The 16,868-nt window shown below is 71.6% G+C and carries 14 protein-coding genes; 7 read left to right on the plus strand and 7 right to left on the minus strand.

Features of this window, described 5'->3' with window-relative positions; genetic code table 11:
* Window positions 1-64: 64 nt before the first annotated feature.
* Complete coding sequence (locus tag EDF55_RS18785) at window positions 65-202, plus strand: hypothetical protein (RefSeq protein WP_165931293.1); 138 nt, start codon at window positions 65-67, stop codon at window positions 200-202.
* 142 nt (window positions 203-344) lie between these two features.
* Here the strand turns inward: EDF55_RS18785 and EDF55_RS09030 are convergent, their stop codons facing one another.
* Window positions 345-1,049 (minus strand): GntR family transcriptional regulator, encoded by a 705-nt coding sequence (locus tag EDF55_RS09030; protein WP_260235868.1) that lies wholly within the window; start codon window positions 1,047-1,049, stop codon window positions 345-347.
* Window positions 1,050-1,184: 135 nt separating this feature from the next.
* On the opposite strand from EDF55_RS09030, the gene EDF55_RS09035 reads away from it, so the two are divergent.
* On the plus strand, window positions 1,185-2,330 hold the full coding sequence (locus EDF55_RS09035) for an MFS transporter (RefSeq protein ID WP_123654743.1): 1,146 nt from the start codon (window positions 1,185-1,187) through the stop codon (window positions 2,328-2,330).
* A gap of 96 nt (window positions 2,331-2,426) precedes the next feature.
* Here the strand turns inward: EDF55_RS09035 and EDF55_RS09040 are convergent, their stop codons facing one another.
* Window positions 2,427-3,752, minus strand: a complete 1,326-nt coding sequence (locus EDF55_RS09040; protein WP_123654587.1) for a hypothetical protein — start codon at window positions 3,750-3,752, stop codon at window positions 2,427-2,429.
* 415 nt (window positions 3,753-4,167) lie between these two features.
* Between EDF55_RS09040 and EDF55_RS09045 the strand changes: the two genes are divergently transcribed.
* The gene (locus EDF55_RS09045) at window positions 4,168-5,214 is read left to right on the plus strand and encodes an acyltransferase family protein (protein WP_123654588.1); all 1,047 of its coding nucleotides are present in this window, start codon (window positions 4,168-4,170) and stop codon (window positions 5,212-5,214) included.
* A 62-nt stretch (window positions 5,215-5,276) separates the two neighbouring features.
* On the opposite strand, the gene EDF55_RS09050 is transcribed toward EDF55_RS09045, so the two are convergent.
* Window positions 5,277-6,425, minus strand: coding sequence for a Vms1/Ankzf1 family peptidyl-tRNA hydrolase (locus EDF55_RS09050; protein ID WP_123654589.1), 1,149 nt, complete (start codon window positions 6,423-6,425; stop codon window positions 5,277-5,279).
* Between the two features lie 197 nt (window positions 6,426-6,622).
* On the opposite strand from EDF55_RS09050, the gene EDF55_RS09055 reads away from it, so the two are divergent.
* Genes EDF55_RS09055 through EDF55_RS09070 form a run of 4 tightly spaced genes read left to right on the plus strand, consistent with a single transcriptional unit; the run spans window position 6,623 to window position 13,024 of the window.
* Entirely contained in the window at window positions 6,623-7,987 is a 1,365-nt protein-coding gene (locus EDF55_RS09055; RefSeq protein WP_123654590.1) for a sugar ABC transporter substrate-binding protein, read from the plus strand.
* Complete coding sequence (locus tag EDF55_RS09060; RefSeq protein ID WP_123654591.1) at window positions 7,984-9,060, plus strand: carbohydrate ABC transporter permease; 1,077 nt, start codon at window positions 7,984-7,986, stop codon at window positions 9,058-9,060. Before EDF55_RS09055 ends, EDF55_RS09060 begins: the two co-directional genes overlap by 4 nt.
* Complete coding sequence (locus EDF55_RS09065) at window positions 9,057-9,992, plus strand: carbohydrate ABC transporter permease (RefSeq protein WP_123654592.1); 936 nt, start codon at window positions 9,057-9,059, stop codon at window positions 9,990-9,992. Before EDF55_RS09060 ends, EDF55_RS09065 begins: the two co-directional genes overlap by 4 nt.
* A complete protein-coding gene (locus EDF55_RS09070; RefSeq protein WP_260235869.1) occupies window positions 9,989-13,024 on the plus strand; it encodes a glycoside hydrolase family 2 TIM barrel-domain containing protein in 3,036 nt (1,011 codons plus the stop codon). Before EDF55_RS09065 ends, EDF55_RS09070 begins: the two co-directional genes overlap by 4 nt.
* A gap of 172 nt (window positions 13,025-13,196) precedes the next feature.
* Here EDF55_RS09070 and EDF55_RS09075 read toward each other — a convergent pair whose 3' ends face one another.
* Genes EDF55_RS09075 through EDF55_RS09090 form a run of 4 tightly spaced genes read right to left on the minus strand, consistent with a single transcriptional unit; the run spans window position 13,197 to window position 16,590 of the window.
* Window positions 13,197-13,616: a DUF3151 domain-containing protein gene (locus EDF55_RS09075; protein ID WP_123654593.1), complete on the minus strand. Its 420-nt coding sequence runs from the start codon at window positions 13,614-13,616 to the stop codon at window positions 13,197-13,199.
* A 13-nt stretch (window positions 13,617-13,629) separates the two neighbouring features.
* Entirely contained in the window at window positions 13,630-14,778 is a 1,149-nt protein-coding gene (locus tag EDF55_RS09080; RefSeq protein ID WP_185017268.1) for an MFS transporter, read from the minus strand.
* 47 nt (window positions 14,779-14,825) lie between these two features.
* The gene (locus tag EDF55_RS09085) at window positions 14,826-16,022 is read right to left on the minus strand and encodes a glycosyltransferase (RefSeq protein WP_123654595.1); all 1,197 of its coding nucleotides are present in this window, start codon (window positions 16,020-16,022) and stop codon (window positions 14,826-14,828) included.
* Window position 16,023: 1 nt separating this feature from the next.
* Window positions 16,024-16,590 (minus strand): TIGR00730 family Rossman fold protein, encoded by a 567-nt coding sequence (locus tag EDF55_RS09090; RefSeq protein ID WP_123701295.1) that lies wholly within the window; start codon window positions 16,588-16,590, stop codon window positions 16,024-16,026.
* Between the last annotated feature and the right edge of the window lie 278 nt (window positions 16,591-16,868).

Below are 16,868 nucleotides of genomic sequence, written 5' to 3' on the forward strand. Positions count from 1 at the left end.
GCAACCAGCGGACGGTGTCCGCGTCATCGCGGGCCTCGGCCCGCCTTCGGGAAGGACGATCCAGATGTCACAGTCGACCCATTCAGGACGCCGCGACGCGATCCGCGTGAGCCGCGATGAAGCAGAGGTGCGCGAGGCGCTCCTCGAACACACGGGCGCGATCGCGCTCGACGACACCGACGACGGAGCGCGGCTCGAGTAGCCGCTGACGCGGTCTCGGCTCGAGTAGCCGCTGACGCGGTCTCGGGCAGGAGGCCCGGGTCGACTCCGTCACGCGCGCTCGGCTCAGCGGTGGGTCACGTCGGCGAGCGCAGCAGGGCCGGTGATCGCCGCCGCCGTGCTGCTCAGCGGTCGGTCGCGCCGACGATCGCCATGCCCGCTCCGCGCAGACGGCGACGCTCCTGCGCGATCCACGCGAGCAGGCGGTCGTTGGTGCCGGCGACGTGCGCGGCGAGCAGTTCGGCGGCGCGGTCCGCGTCGCCGGACTGCACCGCATCGATGATCTCGCTGTGCTCCGCCCAGGCGGCGTCGCGGGCCTCGGGCGTGCGGACCTCGATCCATCGGGTGCGCTCGAGCCGGGTGAGCGCGTCGGCGATGGCCTCCGTGATGAACCGGTTGCCGCCGAGTGCGGCCAGGTCCAGGTGGAACGTCGAGCCCATCCGGATGCCGGACTGCTGGTCGGGTGTCGGACGGAGGGTGTGGAGGTGCGCCCGGACCTCGGCGAGCTGCTCCGCGGAAGCACGCGAGACCGCCAGCCGGGCGGCGGCGGGCTCCAGGACGCCACGCAGTTCCGCGAGTGAGGCGATCTCGTCGAGGTCGATCGGGGTGACCGTCCACGAGCGGCCCTCGTGCAGGATGAGCCCCTCGCGCTCCAGCCGGGACAGCGCGGCGCGGACGGGGGTGCGTGACGCGTGGAACCGGGCCTCGAGCCCGCGCTCCGAGATGCGCTCACCCGGCGCGATTTCGAGCGTGAGGATCGCGGCTCGGAGGTTGTCGTAGAGCTGCGCCGTCTGCGACACCGGTGCTGCTGCGTCGATCGATTCGGTCACGGCCAACCACCCTAGCGGCGGGCAGCCTCGGATGGTATACCGTTTTGGTATACCAATCAGTTCCGAGACGAAACGATTCCCGTGACCACGACTGCTCCCGCCCCCGTCCCCACGATCAGCGCCCGCGCCTGGACGATGCTCGCGCTCGGCGTGGCGGCGCAGGCAGCGGGCACCCTCGTCGTCTCCGCTCCGGCGCTGCTCATCCCCTACCTGCACGCACAGGGGACGTCGCTCACCCTCGCGGGTGTCCTCGCCGCAGCACCCACCTTCGGCATGGTCCTGACGCTCATCGCCTGGGGCGCGATCACCGACCGCTTCGGCGAGCGCATCGTGATCGCCGGCGGGCTCGTGCTCACCACGCTGGCGGTCCTCGCCGCGTGGGCCGCGGCCGGCAACCCGGTGCTCCTCGGGCTGGCGTTCCTCGCAGGCGGCATGACGAGCGCCTCGACGAACGCGGCCAGCGGTCGCGTGGTCGTGGGGTGGTTCCCGAAGGAGCGTCGTGGGCTCGCGATGGGGATCCGGCAGATGTCGCAGCCGCTCGGGGTGACACTCGCGGCGGTGACCGTGCCGCAGCTCGCCGAGGTGTCGGGCATCCGGGCAGCACTCGTGCTGCCGATCGTGCTGTGCGCGGTGCTCGCGGTGCTGTGTGCGATCGGGATCGCGAACCCGCCGCGTCCGGCACGGTCGGCCGCGCCGGAGACCGTCACGGCGAACCCGTACCGGGCGAACGGCTTCCTGTGGCGGATCCACGCGGTGTCGATCCTGCTCGTGGTGCCGCAGTTCACGCTCTCCACCTACGGCTTGGTGTGGCTCGTCGGCCTGGGGTGGTCGACACCGGCGGCCGGGCTCCTCGTCGGGGCGTCGCAGTTCGTCGGGGCGATCGGGCGGATCCTCGTCGGCGTCTGGAGCGACCGCGCGGGCTCGCGGGTCGGCCCGCTGCGGATCGTCGCCGTGAGTGCCGCCGTGGTGATGGCCGTGCTGGCGCTGGTCGACGTGTCGCACCTGGCCGGCGCCGCGGTGTTCCTGGTCATCGCGACGAGCGTCACGGTGGCGGACAACGGCCTGGCGTACACGTCGGTCGCCGAGGCGGCCGGGCCGTTCTGGTCCGGCCGGGCACTCGGCGCGCAGAACACGGGGCAGTTCATCGCGGCGAGCGCCGTGGGCCCGGGCATCGGCGCCCTGGTCGGGGCACTCGGCTTCGCGGCGTCGTTCGGGATCGTCGCGGTGCTGCCCCTCCTGGCACTGCCGCTGGTCCCGCGCGCGGACCGCTCGCACGACTGACCCGGGCGGGACGCCCCGGGCGCGCGCGGCTCAGCGCAGGCGGCTGCGCGGCTCAGCGCAGGCGGCTGCGCGGCTCAACGCAGGCGGCCACACGGCTCAACGCAGGCGGACGCCCGGCTCGACACTCATGGCGAGTTCGTCGAGCACATCGGTGAGCGGGCGCCCGAGGTCGCTCCGGCTCGCGACGCGCTCGGCGGCCGCGGGGGCACCCTCGCTCGTCATCCCGAGCCCCGCGAGCACAGCGCGAGCGACCGCGGTCCCGAGCGTCGCCGGATCCGCCGGCACTGCGCCGATGCTGGGGTGGAGGCCCGCCCGCGCGCCGCCGAGGTCGTTGGTGACCACCCGGGCGCCCGACTCGGCCGCATCGAGCGGCGGATGGCTCGGGTGCGGACTCTGCTGGAGGGACAGCACGACGTCGGTTTCACCGAGGACCTCGAAGTAGCTGTTCCAGTCGAGCGTCCCGAGCGACCTGAGGACGTCGCCGGTGCCGAGCTCCACGGCCTCGTGCTGCTCGCCCGCGGAGACGAACTCGGCGATGACGCCGGCGTCCCGGAGCTGTGCAGCGGCGGCCGCGAGTGCGGCGACCCCGAGGACGTACATGTTCCTCGGCTTCGACGGGCGCGCGTAGAACAGCACCCGGGCGGCGGTCCTCGTCGATGCTGCGCGGACGGCCGCCGCACGGTCGATGCCGGCACGGTCGAGTTCGGGTGCGAAGACGAGGCCGGACGCGACGGCGACGCCCTCGGTCTGCCGGAGCGCGGCGGCGACCGGCTCCGAGTTGACGCAGAGCGTGAAGCCTGCGCGGTAGGTCGACGAGGCGACGGCGAACGCGGTCGACCACGGCTGGAACCCCGGCTCGTGGTCCTGCACGAGGTAGACCACCCGGCGCGGGTCGACGACCCCGGCACGAGCGGCGACGTCGAGGGCGTGAGCGGTCTTCCAGTAGGTCGCGATCCACACGGTGTCGGCTGCGAAGACCGCTGCCGGGATCGACTCCCTCGTCACGACCTCGACCGGTCCGCGCCCGGCGAAGCGCCCGGGGAAGCGCTCGGCGATGAGTGCCGCCGCCCGTTCGGCGCTGTTCCCACGAGACGTCGAGCGCGTCATGACGACACGCAGGTCTCGTCCGGTCCGGTCGGCGTACCCGATCGCTGCTGCAAGTGCGGTCTGGACGCCCGCGAACGCCGCTCCTCGTCGGACCTCGTCGATGACGAGGACGACTTCCGGGTGGCGTTCGCCGACCTCGATCCCGGCGAGGACGAGGCTCCGATCGGTCACCCCGTCGTAGACGAGTGCCGCCCGCGGGGCCCGGGAACGTTCGGCGTCGGCAGCCCTCCGGTCGTCGCGACGTGCGCGGACGCGATCCGCGACGACACCGGCCAGGCGGGCCACCCGGCGCGCATGGGTGATTGAATTTCGCATGCAATCACAATATCAGCATCTGATATTCATGAACAGGGGAGCCGCGCTCCGGCCGGTTGCTCGGGTGCCGTCGCCACCCACGGCGCCGCGCCGAGTGCGAGCAGGGTCCGGTCACCGATCGCGACGGCATCGAGCGCAGCGTGATCGCCGGCGGGCTCGTGCTCACCACATTGCCGGACCTCGCCGCGTGCGCCGCAGCCAGCAATCCGGTGCCCCTCTGGCTGGTGATCCTCGCGAGCGGCGGACGCCGCCGCGATCGCCGCCGGCCCGGGCATCGGCGCCCTGGTCGGCGGCGCTCGGCTTCGCAGCGTCGTTCGGGATCGTCGCGCTGGCGCTGCCGCTGGTCCCGCGTGGACCGTTCGCACGACTGCGTTGGATCCTTGAAAACATGTCGTATGTCACATACTCTTGTAGGATGCGACGAATCGGATGGCTCGACTCTGCCAAGGGCATCGCCATCATCGGCATCGTGCTCATCCACGCGGTCTCGTGGAGCCCGGCCGCATCGGCTCCGGCGACCTGGGTCCTCGACCGCCTCGTGGTCTCCCTGCCGGTCTTCTTCCTCGTCTCCGGGATCGTCTCCGGGCCGGCATTGCTCGACGCTGCGGCCGGTCGACGGCGTCTTGCCGATCGGGTGCTCCCGTTGCTCTGGCTCTACCTGCTCTGGCAACCGGTCGTCCTCGGTTACCGGATCCTCGGCAGCCTGACCACCGACGGTGCCGTCGACCTCGTCGGCGAACTCGCCAGGGTCGCCGTCGCTGTCGTCCGGCCGAACGGCGAGATCTGGTACCTGTGGGCGCTCGCCATCCACCTCACGCTGGCATGGGCCACACGCCGGCTCCCCACCGCCGCGGTCCTCGCGTCGACCTTCGTGCTTGCCGCCGCCGTGATCGGTTGGGGTCGTGAGATGACCGGAGAGGCGACTTGGCACGTTCTCGGGCCCGGCTTGCAAGGACTCCCGGGGTACGCGTTCTTCACCCTGGCAGGAGCTCGCCTCGCACCATGGATCATCGCTCGTGTACAGCTGGCGTCACCGGTCGTCGTGATCATCGCCGTCCTCCTGTGGCTCGGGATCGGTGAACTGCACGCGACCGCGGACCCGAGCGTCGCGTCGCCGCTCGGAGTCGTCCAGGTGTTCGTCGGCACCGCTGCGACCGTCCTCGCTGCTCGGGCAGTGACGCGATGGGCTGCTCCTCTCGCCTGGCTCGGGAAGTGGTCGGTCGTCCCCTACCTCACCCACACACCAGTCATCGTCGTGCTGCTCGCGATCAGCACGGATGCGGGCTTGCTGCCGCTCCTCTGCGCAAACCCCACCTGCACGGTGCTCGTGCTGACGACCACCGCCTCCCTCCTCGGCCTTGCCGTGTTCTGGTCGTTCCGCCACACGCCGGCGCGCTTCCTGTTCGAGATGCCCCCTCGCGCCCGGCGCCTCCTGGCGAGCAGAACGCCCGTTTCCGACTGAGACGCCACCGAGTTCGGTGGCGTCTCAGCAGGAGAGCAGCGTGGCGGGGCGTACCCGCGGGCTCAGGCCGGGACGGTCGGGCCGACGGGCCAGCGCAGGAGCGCCGCCGCCGCGGCACCGCCGGGCAACGACGCAGCGTTGACGAGCACGAGCTCCGCATCCGTCAGCACCGCGGCGCGCACGAGCGCGCACACCGCCGGCACAGGGCCGATCACCGGCGCGCCGGCCGCCTGCTCGGGTGCCGTGGCCACCCACGGAGCCGTGCCGAGCGCGAGCAGGGTCCGGTCACCGATCGCGACGGCATCGAGCGCGATCGTCGAGCCCTGCGCCTGCTGCAGCGCCTCGACGACGGGGCCGAGCCCGGTCACCGCCTGGTTGTCGCCGCGCCCGACGTGGGTGCGGAGCGAGTCCTCGAGGTCGTGTCGGTGCCCGGCGATGACCCGGGCCAGTGCGACGCGCACGTGGTCGCCGACGACGGTCTCGTCGAAGCCGCCGCCTGGCACCTCGCTGACGAGACGGCGCGCATCGGACGAGAGCCGCTCGATGAGCATCGGACGTGCCTGCAGGTCGCCGGACACCACGATGAGCGCGGGGCTCAGCCGTTCCACCGCCTTGTCGATCGCGGTCGCCACCTCGGCGGTGTTCTGCCGCCAGATCTCCTCGGTGCGGCCCTGCCATCGGGGCTGCTTCCAGTCGCCGAAGCCGCCCTTCACCTTGTGCTGGTCGAAGGTCTCCCCCTGGATGCGTTGCTCGTCGTCGGAGTTCCCGGGGTGCCCGAGCTTGTAGGCGCGGTACCCGCCGCCGTCCTTCCCGATCTGGACCACCAGGAACGGCAGGTCGATCGGGCGGTGGGCGACGAGCGGCACGAGGTCGGGGACGGCTCCGGCGCCGATCGACTCCGCCGCGTGCATCGGACCGGGGAGCACCTCGCTCAACACGAGTTCGCCGTCGTGCACGAGCACGTACCGAGCCACCGGGGCCGGGATCCCCGGGGTGTCCTCGAGCTCACCGGCGATGACGTCGACCGCGTCGAGATCGGAGCCCTGCGCGCGGAGCGCCTCCTCGACGGCACGGAGCTTCAGCGCGGCCTGGCGGCGCGGATCCTCGACGTTGGCGGAGGCGTCGACGTAGGCCCACGCCCACGTCCCACCACCTTCCAGCCGCTGTCCCAGTACCCGGTGCAGTTCGTTCGTGACGTTGGTCGACGTCATGGCAGCTCCTCTCGGAAGGCGAATCACCGGAGCTCGGTCGAGCCCCTGCGCTCTCACGTGGTCCCCACCATTCACCGCCACCGCGGATCGCGTTCGCAGATCGGAGCGAACGCCCAGAACGCGAAAGTGCACCGACGCTCGGTTTTGTGGTTGGCTGAACCGCAACCCCGATCCAACGACGAACCGGAGTGCAGGCAATGACGCCCCCATCACCACGACGCCCCATCACACGACGCCAGCTGTTCGGCTTCGGGATCGGCGCGGCAGCCACCGGCCTCCTCGCTGGCTGCGCGGTCCCCGGTTCCACGAACGTGAACCGCGCCGCCGTCATCCCCGCCGCTGCGAGCGGTGAGACCATCACGCTGACGTACTGGGCCTGGCTGAAGGACCTCCAGAAGGTCTGCGACATCTGGAACGCGAAGAACCCGAAGGTCCAGGTGCAGGCGAACTGGATCCCCGGCGGCAACAGCGGCGGGTACCAGAAGATGTACTCCGCGCTCGCGGCCGGCGGCGGCCCGGACATCGGGCAGGTCGAGCTCCGGCAGATCCCCGAGTTCATGCTCGCGAACGGCCTGGTCGACCTCGCCCGGTACGGCGCGAAGGACTTCGAGGCGAAGTACGACGAGGCCGCGTGGGCGCAGGTGTCGTTCGTCGACGGCATCTACGGGATCCCGCAGGACACCGGCCCGATGGGCTTCTACTACCAGACCGCGCTCCTCGAGCAGGCGGGCGGCGAACCGCCGAAGACCTGGGACGAGTGGAAGGAGCTCGCCGAGAAGGTCCGGAAGACCGGCAAGCAGAACTACCTCGAGGTGTTCCCCGTCGCCGATGCCTCCCCGTTCGCCGCGTACGCGCAGCAGGCCGGCGCCCGCTGGTTCAAGGTCGACGGTGACGAGTGGGTCGTGGACATGACCGACGACAAGACGATGATGGTCGCCGACTTCTTCGACGGCTGCATCGACGACAAGCTCGTCGACACCAGCGCCGGCGCCTACACGCCCGGCTGGTACGCGTCGGCGGCGAGCGGCAAGATCGCCGCCGTCACGAGTGCGAGCTGGGGCGACGCCCTCATCGAGTCCGTGCAGGGCGGCGAGGGCAAGTGGAAGGTCGCCCAGATGCAGACCTGGGGCGACACGGGCTTCGGTTCGAGCGCGATCGGCGGCTCGACGGCCGCGGTCCTCGCGAACGCGAAGCACCCGAAGGAGGCGCTCGACTTCATCACGTGGATGACCACCTCCAAGGAGGGCATCGACGCGATGATCAAGTACTGCGGCATCGGCTGGTCGCCGGCGAAGGACTACATCGGCAAGCAGCGTCAGCAGCCGTCGAAGTGGTTCTCCGGCCAGAACTACAACGAGGACGTCTTCGTCCCCGCGTCGCAGGAGCAGAACGTCGACTGGTCCTGGTCCCCCGTCACGCAGTCGGCGTTCACGTCGCTGCAGAACCAGTTCCGCCGCAAGATCACCGGCAACCTCAAGCTGAGCGACGCCGTCGAGCTCGCGCAGCGGGAGATCGTCCAGTCCTTCAAGGACAAGGGCCTCAGCGTCAGGACGGCACGATGACCCAGCAGACACCGACCTTCCGCACGAGCACGAAGGCCACCCGGGCGCAGAAGCGCGCCCCGTGGATCCTGCTCGCGCCGTTCCTGGCGCTCTTCGTGCTGACGTTCATCATCCCGATCATCAGCGCGCTGTTCCAGAGCTTCACCACGGTCGACCGTGCCGGGCTCTTCGGCGAGGACGGCGTCACCGGCCGGTTCGCCGGCTTCGACAACTACGTCACGGCCCTGAGCGACAACGGCTTCGTGGCGTCGATCGGCCGAATGCTGCTCTTCGGCATCGTCCAGGTGCCGGTGATGATCATCGCCTGCACGATCCTCGCGCTCCTGCTGGAGTCGGCGAGCGCCCGCTGGCCGGGCTTCTTCCGGGCGATCTACTTCATGCCCTACGGCGTCCCCGGCGTCATCGCGACGATCCTCTGGTCGTTCCTGTACGTCCCGGGGCTCTCGCCGATCGTGTCGCTGCTGCAGTCGATGGGGCTGCAGCCGGACTTCCTCGGCGCGAACAGCGTGCTCTGGTCGATCGCGAACATCGTCACGTGGACCTACACGGGCTACAACATGCTCATCATCGTGGCGCAGCTGAAGTCGATCCCCGGTGAGATCTACGAGGCGGCGAAGATGGACGGCGCCGGACCCTTCCAGGTGGCGTGGCGGATCCAGATCCCGCTCATCGCGCCCGCCCTGGTGCTCACGACGGTCTTCTCGATCATCGGCACGCTGCAGCTGTTCGCGGAGCCGCAGATCCTGTCGACGGTCGCCCCCGCCATCGACACCGAGTACACGCCGAACTACGCCGCCTACACGAACGCGTTCGCGTTCAACGAGTACGGCGTCGCGAGTGCGCAGGCGGTCATCATCGCGTTGGCCGCGTTCATCCTGTCGTTCGCGTTCCTCGCGCTGACGAACCGGCCGCCGAAGAACGAGCGCGACCAGCGCAAGCGGGCCAAGAAGGACGGCCTGGAGGCACGACGCACGCTCCAGACGCGCGCATCCGCCGTCCGCGCGGTCACCACCCAAGCCGACCCGGGCCTGGCGTCCGGTCGCGTCGCGACCACCGAAGGGACCGACCGATGACCAGCGAAGCCATCGAAGCGTCGACCACGGCGAAGTCCGCCGTCCCGGTGGACACCACGTCGATCTCGGCGCACCAGCGCCGCAAGCTCGACCGCTCCCCGAAGTCGCAGATCGTGGTGACCGGGATCCTGGTCATCGTCGCGGTCTACTTCCTCGTCCCGCTGTACTGGGTCGTGATCGCCGCGACGAAGACCACCGGTGCGCTGTTCTCCACGAACGGGTTCTGGTTCGGCGGGGACTTCTCGCTGTTCTCCAACATCGGGGACGTCTTCACCTACGACGGCGGGATCTTCGTCCGCTGGATCGCGAACAGCGTGCTGTACTCCGGCGTCGGCGCGGTGCTCGCGACGTACTTCGCCGCTGCCGGCGGGTACGCGCTCGCGAAGTACGAGTTCCGCGGACGCCAGCTGGTGTTCGGGACGATCCTCGGCGGCGTGCTGGTGCCTGGCACCGCGACGGCCCTGCCGCTGTTCCTGCTGTTCTCGACGCTCGGGTTGACCGACACGTACTGGAGCGTGCTCATCCCGAGCCTCGTCTCCCCGTTCGGTCTGTTCCTCTGCCGGGTCTACGCGGCGGCGTCGATCGACACGGCGCTGATGGAGTCCGCACGACTCGACGGCGCCAGCGAACTGCGGATCTTCCACACCATCGCGCTCCGGCAGATGACGCCGGCGCTCGTCACGGTGTTCCTGTTCCAGGTCGTCGGCATCTGGAACAACTTCTTCCTGCCGCTGATCATGCTGGCCGACCAGAAGCTCTACCCGATCACGCTCGGGCTGAACAACTGGCGCGCGCAGGTCGACCGGCTGCCGGAGTTCTACCAGCTCACCACCGGCGGGGTGCTCGTCTCGGTCATCCCGCTCGTCATCGCCATCATCGTCCTGCAGCGCTTCTGGCGCGGGGGCCTCACGGAAGGATCGGTCAAGGGTTGACCACCACCGCCATCGACGACCTGCACTCCGAAACGCCGGGTTCGGCGTCCCGCCTGGCGCCCCGCGCGTGGCTGCACACCGATGCACCCGCGGTGTCGCTCAACGGGGAGTGGGACTTCCGCTGGTCGCCGGTGGCGGCGGCTGCGTCCTTCGAGGACCAGGACGGGTGGGGCACGCTGCCGGTCCCGGCGCACTGGGTCCTGTACGGGCACGGAGCGCCGAGCTACACGAACCTGCAGTACCCGTTCCCGATCGACCCGCCGCACCCGCCGGAGGAGAACCCGACGGGCGACTACCGGCGCAGCTTCTCGGTGCCGTCGTCGTTCGACGCTGCGGCCCGGGTGCTGCTGCGCTTCGACGGCGTCGAGTCGCACTTCCGGGTGTGGGTGAACGACTCGCTCATCGGGTGGTCGACCGGGTCCCGGCTCGCGACGGAGTTCGACGTCACGAGCGTGCTCCGTCCGGGACCGAACGAGATCCGGGTGCGGGTGCACCAGTGGTCCGCCGCCTCGTACCTGGAGGACCAGGACCAGTGGTGGCTGCCCGGCATCTTCCGCGACGTGACGCTGCTCGCACGGCCCACAGCACCGGTCGACGACGTGTTCGTCCGCGCCTCGTGGGCGCCCTCGCTCGGGAGCGCGGCGACCGCCGGGACGGCGGCGTCCGGCCGCCCGTCCACCGGTACGGGGACGATCTCGTTCCCCACGCTCGAGGCGGCGTTCCCGCTGCGGTTCGCCGTGCCGGACCTGGGCGTCGACGTGGTGTGGGCCTCGGCGGCCGACGTCGCGCCGATCGACGTCGAGGGCGTCGAACCGTGGAGCGCCGAACTCCCCCGCCTGTACGACGCGACGGTGTCCACCGGGACCGACGCCGGCGGCACGACCGGCGGCGAGACGGTGTCGCTCCGCCTCGGGTTCCGAACGGTCGCGATCGACGGTGACCGGTTCCTCGTCAACGGCGAGCGCGTCGTGTTCCACGGGGTGAACCGGCACGAGACGCACCCCACCCGGGGACGGGTCTTCGACGAAGCCCATGCCCGCGCGGACATGGCGCTCATGAAACGCCACAACGTCAACGCGATCAGGACCTCGCACTACCCGCCGCACCCCCGCGTGCTGGACCTGGCCGACGAGCTCGGCTTCTGGGTGATCCTGGAGAGCGACCTCGAGACCCACGGGTTCTTCTTCCTCGACTGGCAGGGCAACCCGTCCGACGACCCGGCGTGGGAGGACGCGTACCTCGACCGCATCGCGCGGACCGTCGAGCGCGACAAGAACCACCCGTCGATCGTGATGTGGTCGCTCGGCAACGAGTCGGGCACCGGTCGGAACCTCGCCGCGATGTCCACCTGGGTGCACGCCCGCGACCCGGAGCGCCCGGTGCACTACGAGGGCGACTACACGGGCGAGTACACCGACGTGTACTCGCGGATGTACCCGACGCTGCAGGAGACCGAGTCGATCGGCGGCGGCACCCCCACGCCACTGCTCGGCTGCGGCCCCGCCGAGGCGGCCCGGCAGCGTTCGAAGCCGTTCATCCACTGCGAGTACGTGCACGCGATGGGCAACGGCCCCGGCCAGATCGCCGAGTACGAGGCGCTCGTCGACCGCTTCCCACGCCTGCACGGTGGGTTCGTGTGGGAGTGGCGCGACCACGGGTTGCTCGCGCACACCCCCGACGGCACCCCGTACTACGCGTACGGCGGGGACTTCCACGAGGTCGTGCACGACGGCAACTTCGTGATGGACGGCCTGGTGCTGCCCGACGACATCCCCACCCCGGGGCTCGCGGAGTTCGCGGCCGTGGTCGCGCCGGTCCGCCTGTCGGCGTCCGTCGGCTCCGGCGGCGGCACCGTGCTCGTCGAGAACCGGTTCCACTCGGCCTCGACCGCGGGGATCCGGTTCACCTGGACCCTGACGCGGAACGGCGTCCCCGCGGCCACCGGGCGACTCGCCCCCGGGGTCATCGCCGCGCGGGAGTCCGCGACCGTGCCGGTGCCGAAGGAGGTCCTCGAAGCCGCGGCCGGTCCGATCGCCCCCGGCGAGGAACTCTGGCTCGACATCGTGGCGGAACTCGCCGGGCCGACCGCGTGGGCGGACACCGGCCACGTCGTCGCACGCACCCAGACGCTCGTCGCGGCGCGACCGGCGGAGGCGATCCGAGCCTCCCGTCAGGGGTGGGAGGGCGACCGGCTCGGGGAGGCGACCTTCACCGAGCGCGGAGACCTGTCCAGCTGGAAGGGACTGCCCGTCGCCGGGCCGCGGCTGGAGCTGTGGCGCGCACCGACCGACAACGACCGGCTCGCATCGCAGGGCGGCTACGAGACGGCCGACCCGGTGCTCACCCACGGGGTCGGTGACCCGGACGCCCCGGCGTCGGCATCGAAGTGGGAGCGAGCGGGCCTCGACCGGCTGACGCACCGGCTGGTCGACCTCGAGCGGACGTCGCACGGACTCGTGCAGCGGGTCCGGGTCGCGGCGGCCAACAGCGGCGCCGGCGTGGAGGTCACGCACCGCTGGACACTGACCGAGGCCGGGCTGCAGCTCGACACCACGGCGATCCCCTTCGGCGCCTGGGACGTGACCTGGCCGCGGATCGGGGTGCGGATCGACCTGCCCGCCTCGCTCCTGTCCGAGTCCGTGGAGTGGTTCGGGACCGGGCCGCTGGAGTCCTACGCGGACTCGTCGCACGCGGCGCACGTCGGACGCTTCGGCTCCCCGGTGTCCCTGCTGAACGTGAACTACTCGCGGCCACAGGAGACCGGGCACCGTCCCGAGCTCCGGACGCTGACGGTGGGGCCGTTCACGGTGTCGTCCGTCGGTGCCAGGCGGACCGGGTTCACCCTGACGCCGTGGACCGCGCAGCAGGTCGGGCGTGCCGGGCACCCGTACGAGCTCCCGACGCCGGAGGCGACGTACCTGTACCTCGACGCGGCGCAGCACGGCCTCGGTTCGCGCGCCTGCGGGCTCGACGTGCTGCCGGAGCACCAGCTGTGGCCGGCGACGACCGCGTGGTCGGTGCTGCTCTCGTAGCGGGTTGCGGGCGCCGGGCGGCGTCGCCGGGCGGCGGTGCCGATCGGCGTCGCACAACGGAAACCGGCTCGCACCACGGAAATCCGTGGTGCGAGCCGGTTTCGGTTGTGCGGTGCCGGGGCCCGGGTCGGCGGGCGCCGCGTCGGCGGGCCCCGCGTCGGCGGGCGCCGCGCTACGCCTCGAGCGCGGGGATCGCCGCGGGGTCCGCGCCGTTCAGGAACTCGGTGAGGCGCTCGGGCTCGCCCGGCTCGTCGATCGCCTGGGCAGCGCGACGGAGCGCGAACAGGGACCGCAGCACCCCGCGGTTCGGCTCGTGCGACCACGGCACCGGCCCGGCACCCCGCCAGCCGGCCTTCCGGAGCGAGTCGAGCCCGCGGTGGTACCCGACACGGGCGTACGCGTAGGACTCCAGCGTCGCGCCGCGGTCCCAGGCCTCGTCAGCGAGGAGAGCCCACGCCAGGCTCGAGGCCGGATGGGCGACGACGACACTCGCGACGGGAGCGTCAGCGGCGAGCGCCGCGTCCACCTCCGGGTCGGCGGGGAGCAAGGTCTCGGGGTTCGCGGACGGGGTCGGCAGCAGGTTCTCGGGCATGTCTCCAAGCCTGTCATGGCGACACTGGGTCGGACCGCATCGGGGTGGTGGTGTGGTCCTGGCGCAGCACTCGGGCGCCGGCAACCACCGCGACGAGGAGCGCCGCCGGCACGAGGAGCGCGATGCGGAGTCCGGTGAGCGTGCTCACGAACCCGATGACCGCCGGCCCGCAGAGGAACCCCACGTACCCGGTCCCGACGACCACGGACATCAGTCGCGCGCTCGCCCCGACGGCGCCGTAGACGGTGGGCACGATCGCGGCCAGGCCGACGCCGAGTCCCGCGAACCCGACGAGTGCCAGGACAGGAGAGCCGCCCGAGACCGCGAGCACGAGCGCGCCGATCGCGACGACGGCGCTCCAGCGGACGGTGCGGACCGGTCCGGCACGAGCGCCGACACGGTCGACGACGAGACGGGTGCCCGTCATCGCGACCGCGAACGCCGAGTACGCGAGCGCCGCGACACTCGCCGGCGCACCGAGCGCGTCCCGCAGGTACACGGCACCCCAGTCACCGACGGCGCCCTCCGCGACCATCGCCGCCAGCGCGAGGGCGCCGAGCAGCACGACGATCCGGACGGGAGGCACGTGGCCGTCCCGGACGACGGCACCGGACCCGCGGCGGTCGGCCGGGGTCGGGGACCACCGCCGTGCCCACCCGGCGCACGCTGCCAGCGCACACGCGAGCGCCGCGACGAGGAAGGTCACCCCGGCTCCGCCACCGAATCCGGCGACGGCGCCACCGATGCCGGCGCCGACGAACCCGCCGATGCTGAACCGGGCGTGCAGCCCGCCGAGCACCGGACGCCCGAGTGTGCGTTGCAGCGCGGCGCCGTGAGCGTTCATCGTGACGTTGCAGGTGCCCTGGACGAGGCCGACCAGCACGAGGACCGCGCACAGTGCGGGCAGCGACGACACCACGGCGGTCAGGGGCAGGACCACGCCGAGCAGGAGCACCGCGACCGGCATGAGCACGCCGGACCGGGCGCGGTCGACGAACCGGCCGAGCACGACCATCCCGAGCACGCAGCCGGCGGCGAGGCACACGAGTGCGATGCCGAGCTCCCCGTGGTCGGCTCCGACCCTGTGAGCCACGGCGGGCAGCCGTGCCGACCACGTGCCGACGACGATCCCGAACGCCGCGAACACCAGCCCCGTGGCCACCCGGGCTCCTTCGACGCGTGCACGATCGGTCTCAGGCACGATCGGTCTCACGCACGGTGACGGCTGCCGCTCAGCAGTTCGGCGACCTGGCGAGCGATGCGCGCGGGTTCCCACTCCCTGGTCCGTGCGCGAGCCCGCGCTCCGGCTGCCCGGCGGAGGTCCGGGTCGTCGATCAGGGCAGCGAGCAGGTCGAGGAACTCGTCGCGACCGCCGTGCAGCATCGACGGGTCACCGACGATCTCCGGGAACGCTCCGCGGTCGTACGCGACGACCGGGGCACCGTGGGCCATCGCATCGACGATCGCCATGTTCCACAGCGCGTTCTCGCGGAGCGGTCCGAGGGCGATGTCGGTCCGGGCGAGGACCCGCTCGTAGGTGGCTCGGTCGGCGGCGGTGACGACCTCGACGAAGGGCAGCGTCCGCAGGCGGTCGAGCGCGCGGTCGATGCTCGGGTCGAGGCGGCGGCGCTCCGCCGAACGCTCGCCGGTGGGGTTCGTCACGACGACCCGGAACGCCCCGGGTCGTCGCGCGGCGAGCGCCTCCAGCCGGTCGGTGAGCTCCGCCGTGCCGTAGTGCGCGTAGAGCCGGTGGTTGTAGAGCAGCGTCACGGGTTCGTCGGGGTCCGCCGGCACCGCGGGATCGGTGTGGTGCTCGTCGCCGGCCGTCCGCGGTGGTGGCACGATCGCGAAGCGGTCCGCGAGGCGCCACGGCTCGGTCGTCGCGGCGAGGAACAGGTCACGGCCGTACGTGCTGCCGATCATCGCGACGTCGGCGAAGCAGGCCGCCTCGACCTGGCGTGTCCAGATGCTCGCCGCGAGCCCGTCGTCGTCGAGGCTGGGGTCGAACGTGACCACACCGTCGGACGCGGCCTGGACGGGGACGTAGTGGAAGTACACCCCCATCGGGACGCGGTGGCCGGCGGCGCGCGACACGAGGGCGAGCAGCGGCACCGCGAGCTCCGGCTGGTTGACGAGCAGGGCGTCCGGGGGCGACGGGAGCGCCGCGAGCTCGGCGTCGAGCGTGTCCCACGGCATGCCGTACCGCACGCCGTACTTGGACTGCGGGACCGGGATCTCGATCGTGCGCGAGGCCGAGACGGCACCGATCCCGGGTGGACCGACGAGCACCGTGTCCCAGCCGAGTTCCCGGAGCTCCGCGAGCAGGGACTCCTGGAACACGAAGCCGCTGTCCGCCTGCAGGTTCGAGGCGTTGCTGACGTTGAGGTACGAGAGGAGCGTCGGCATCTCAGGCCACCGCCGTCGGGGTGCCGGCGAACGCGAGCGCCAGCGCGTCGTCGACCGTCCGGGCGAAGCAGATCTCGCGATCCAGCGCGATGAAGCCCGAGCGGCGGAGGTGCTCCAGCAGCACGCGGAGCGTCTGCCAGAACCCGTCCACGTCGACGAAGACCACCGGCAGGTCGTGCAGCCCCAGCTGGGCGCCGGTGAGGGCGTCGAACGCTTCGTCGAGGGTGCCGATGCCACCGGGCAGCACGAGGACCGCGTCCGTGCAGTCCAGGAACCGCTGCTTGCGCTCGGCCATCGTGTCGACGTGGACGAGGTCGATGCCGGACGCCGGTGGTTCGATCGCCGCCAGGTGGTGCGGCGTCACACCGGTCACGGCGCAGCCCTCGGCGTGCGCGGTCCGGACGATCCGCCCCATCAGGCCGACGTCCGAGCCGCCGTGCACGATGCGGATGCCGCGGGCCGCGCAGACCCGGACGAGTTCGTCCGCCACGAGCGCCGGCCCCGCGCCGGTTCCGTCGCTCGAGCCGCAGAACACCGCGATCGCTGGCTCGGTCCGTGTCGAGTCCATCGTGCCTCCATCGTCCCCGCGGTCGGCGCCTCCGGCCCGTCGTGAAATGCAATGTATCGACGGACGGCTCCGGCGTCCAGTGGTTCCGCCGTCCATGCAGCATCGCTTGCGCACACCACGTTCCCGGGCTTAGCGTGGTCCCACTCCGTCGTGACCGCGGAGCAGCGGGGCGGGAGACCGACCGCCGGCTCGGGTCACGGACACGGGGGTGAACCGACGGAAGAAGCCGCCTTGCGCGTGATCACCGGTACTGCGTCCTCGCAGCAGCTGCCCCTGCG

Origin of the sequence: Curtobacterium sp. ZW137, assembly GCF_003762905.1 — a bacterium.
Classification (GTDB): domain Bacteria; phylum Actinomycetota; class Actinomycetes; order Actinomycetales; family Microbacteriaceae; genus Curtobacterium.

Coding starts and splice junctions, on each gene's coding strand:
- EDF55_RS09055 (WP_123654590.1), top strand. CDS start 6,623: ATGACGCCCCCATCACCACGACGCCCCATCACACGACGCCAGCTGTTC.
- EDF55_RS09060 (WP_123654591.1), top strand. CDS start 7,984: ATGACCCAGCAGACACCGACCTTCCGCACGAGCACGAAGGCCACCCGG.
- EDF55_RS09045 (WP_123654588.1), top strand. CDS start 4,168: ATGCGACGAATCGGATGGCTCGACTCTGCCAAGGGCATCGCCATCATC.
- EDF55_RS09075 (WP_123654593.1), bottom strand. CDS start 13,616: ATGCCCGAGAACCTGCTGCCGACCCCGTCCGCGAACCCCGAGACCTTG.
- EDF55_RS09065 (WP_123654592.1), top strand. CDS start 9,057: ATGACCAGCGAAGCCATCGAAGCGTCGACCACGGCGAAGTCCGCCGTC.
- EDF55_RS18785 (WP_165931293.1), top strand. CDS start 65: ATGTCACAGTCGACCCATTCAGGACGCCGCGACGCGATCCGCGTGAGC.
- EDF55_RS09050 (WP_123654589.1), bottom strand. CDS start 6,425: ATGACGTCGACCAACGTCACGAACGAACTGCACCGGGTACTGGGACAG.
- EDF55_RS09085 (WP_123654595.1), bottom strand. CDS start 16,022: ATGCCGACGCTCCTCTCGTACCTCAACGTCAGCAACGCCTCGAACCTG.
- EDF55_RS09090 (WP_123701295.1), bottom strand. CDS start 16,590: ATGGACTCGACACGGACCGAGCCAGCGATCGCGGTGTTCTGCGGCTCG.
- EDF55_RS09040 (WP_123654587.1), bottom strand. CDS start 3,752: ATGCGAAATTCAATCACCCATGCGCGCCGGGTGGCCCGCCTGGCCGGT.
- EDF55_RS09035 (WP_123654743.1), top strand. CDS start 1,185: ATGCTCGCGCTCGGCGTGGCGGCGCAGGCAGCGGGCACCCTCGTCGTC.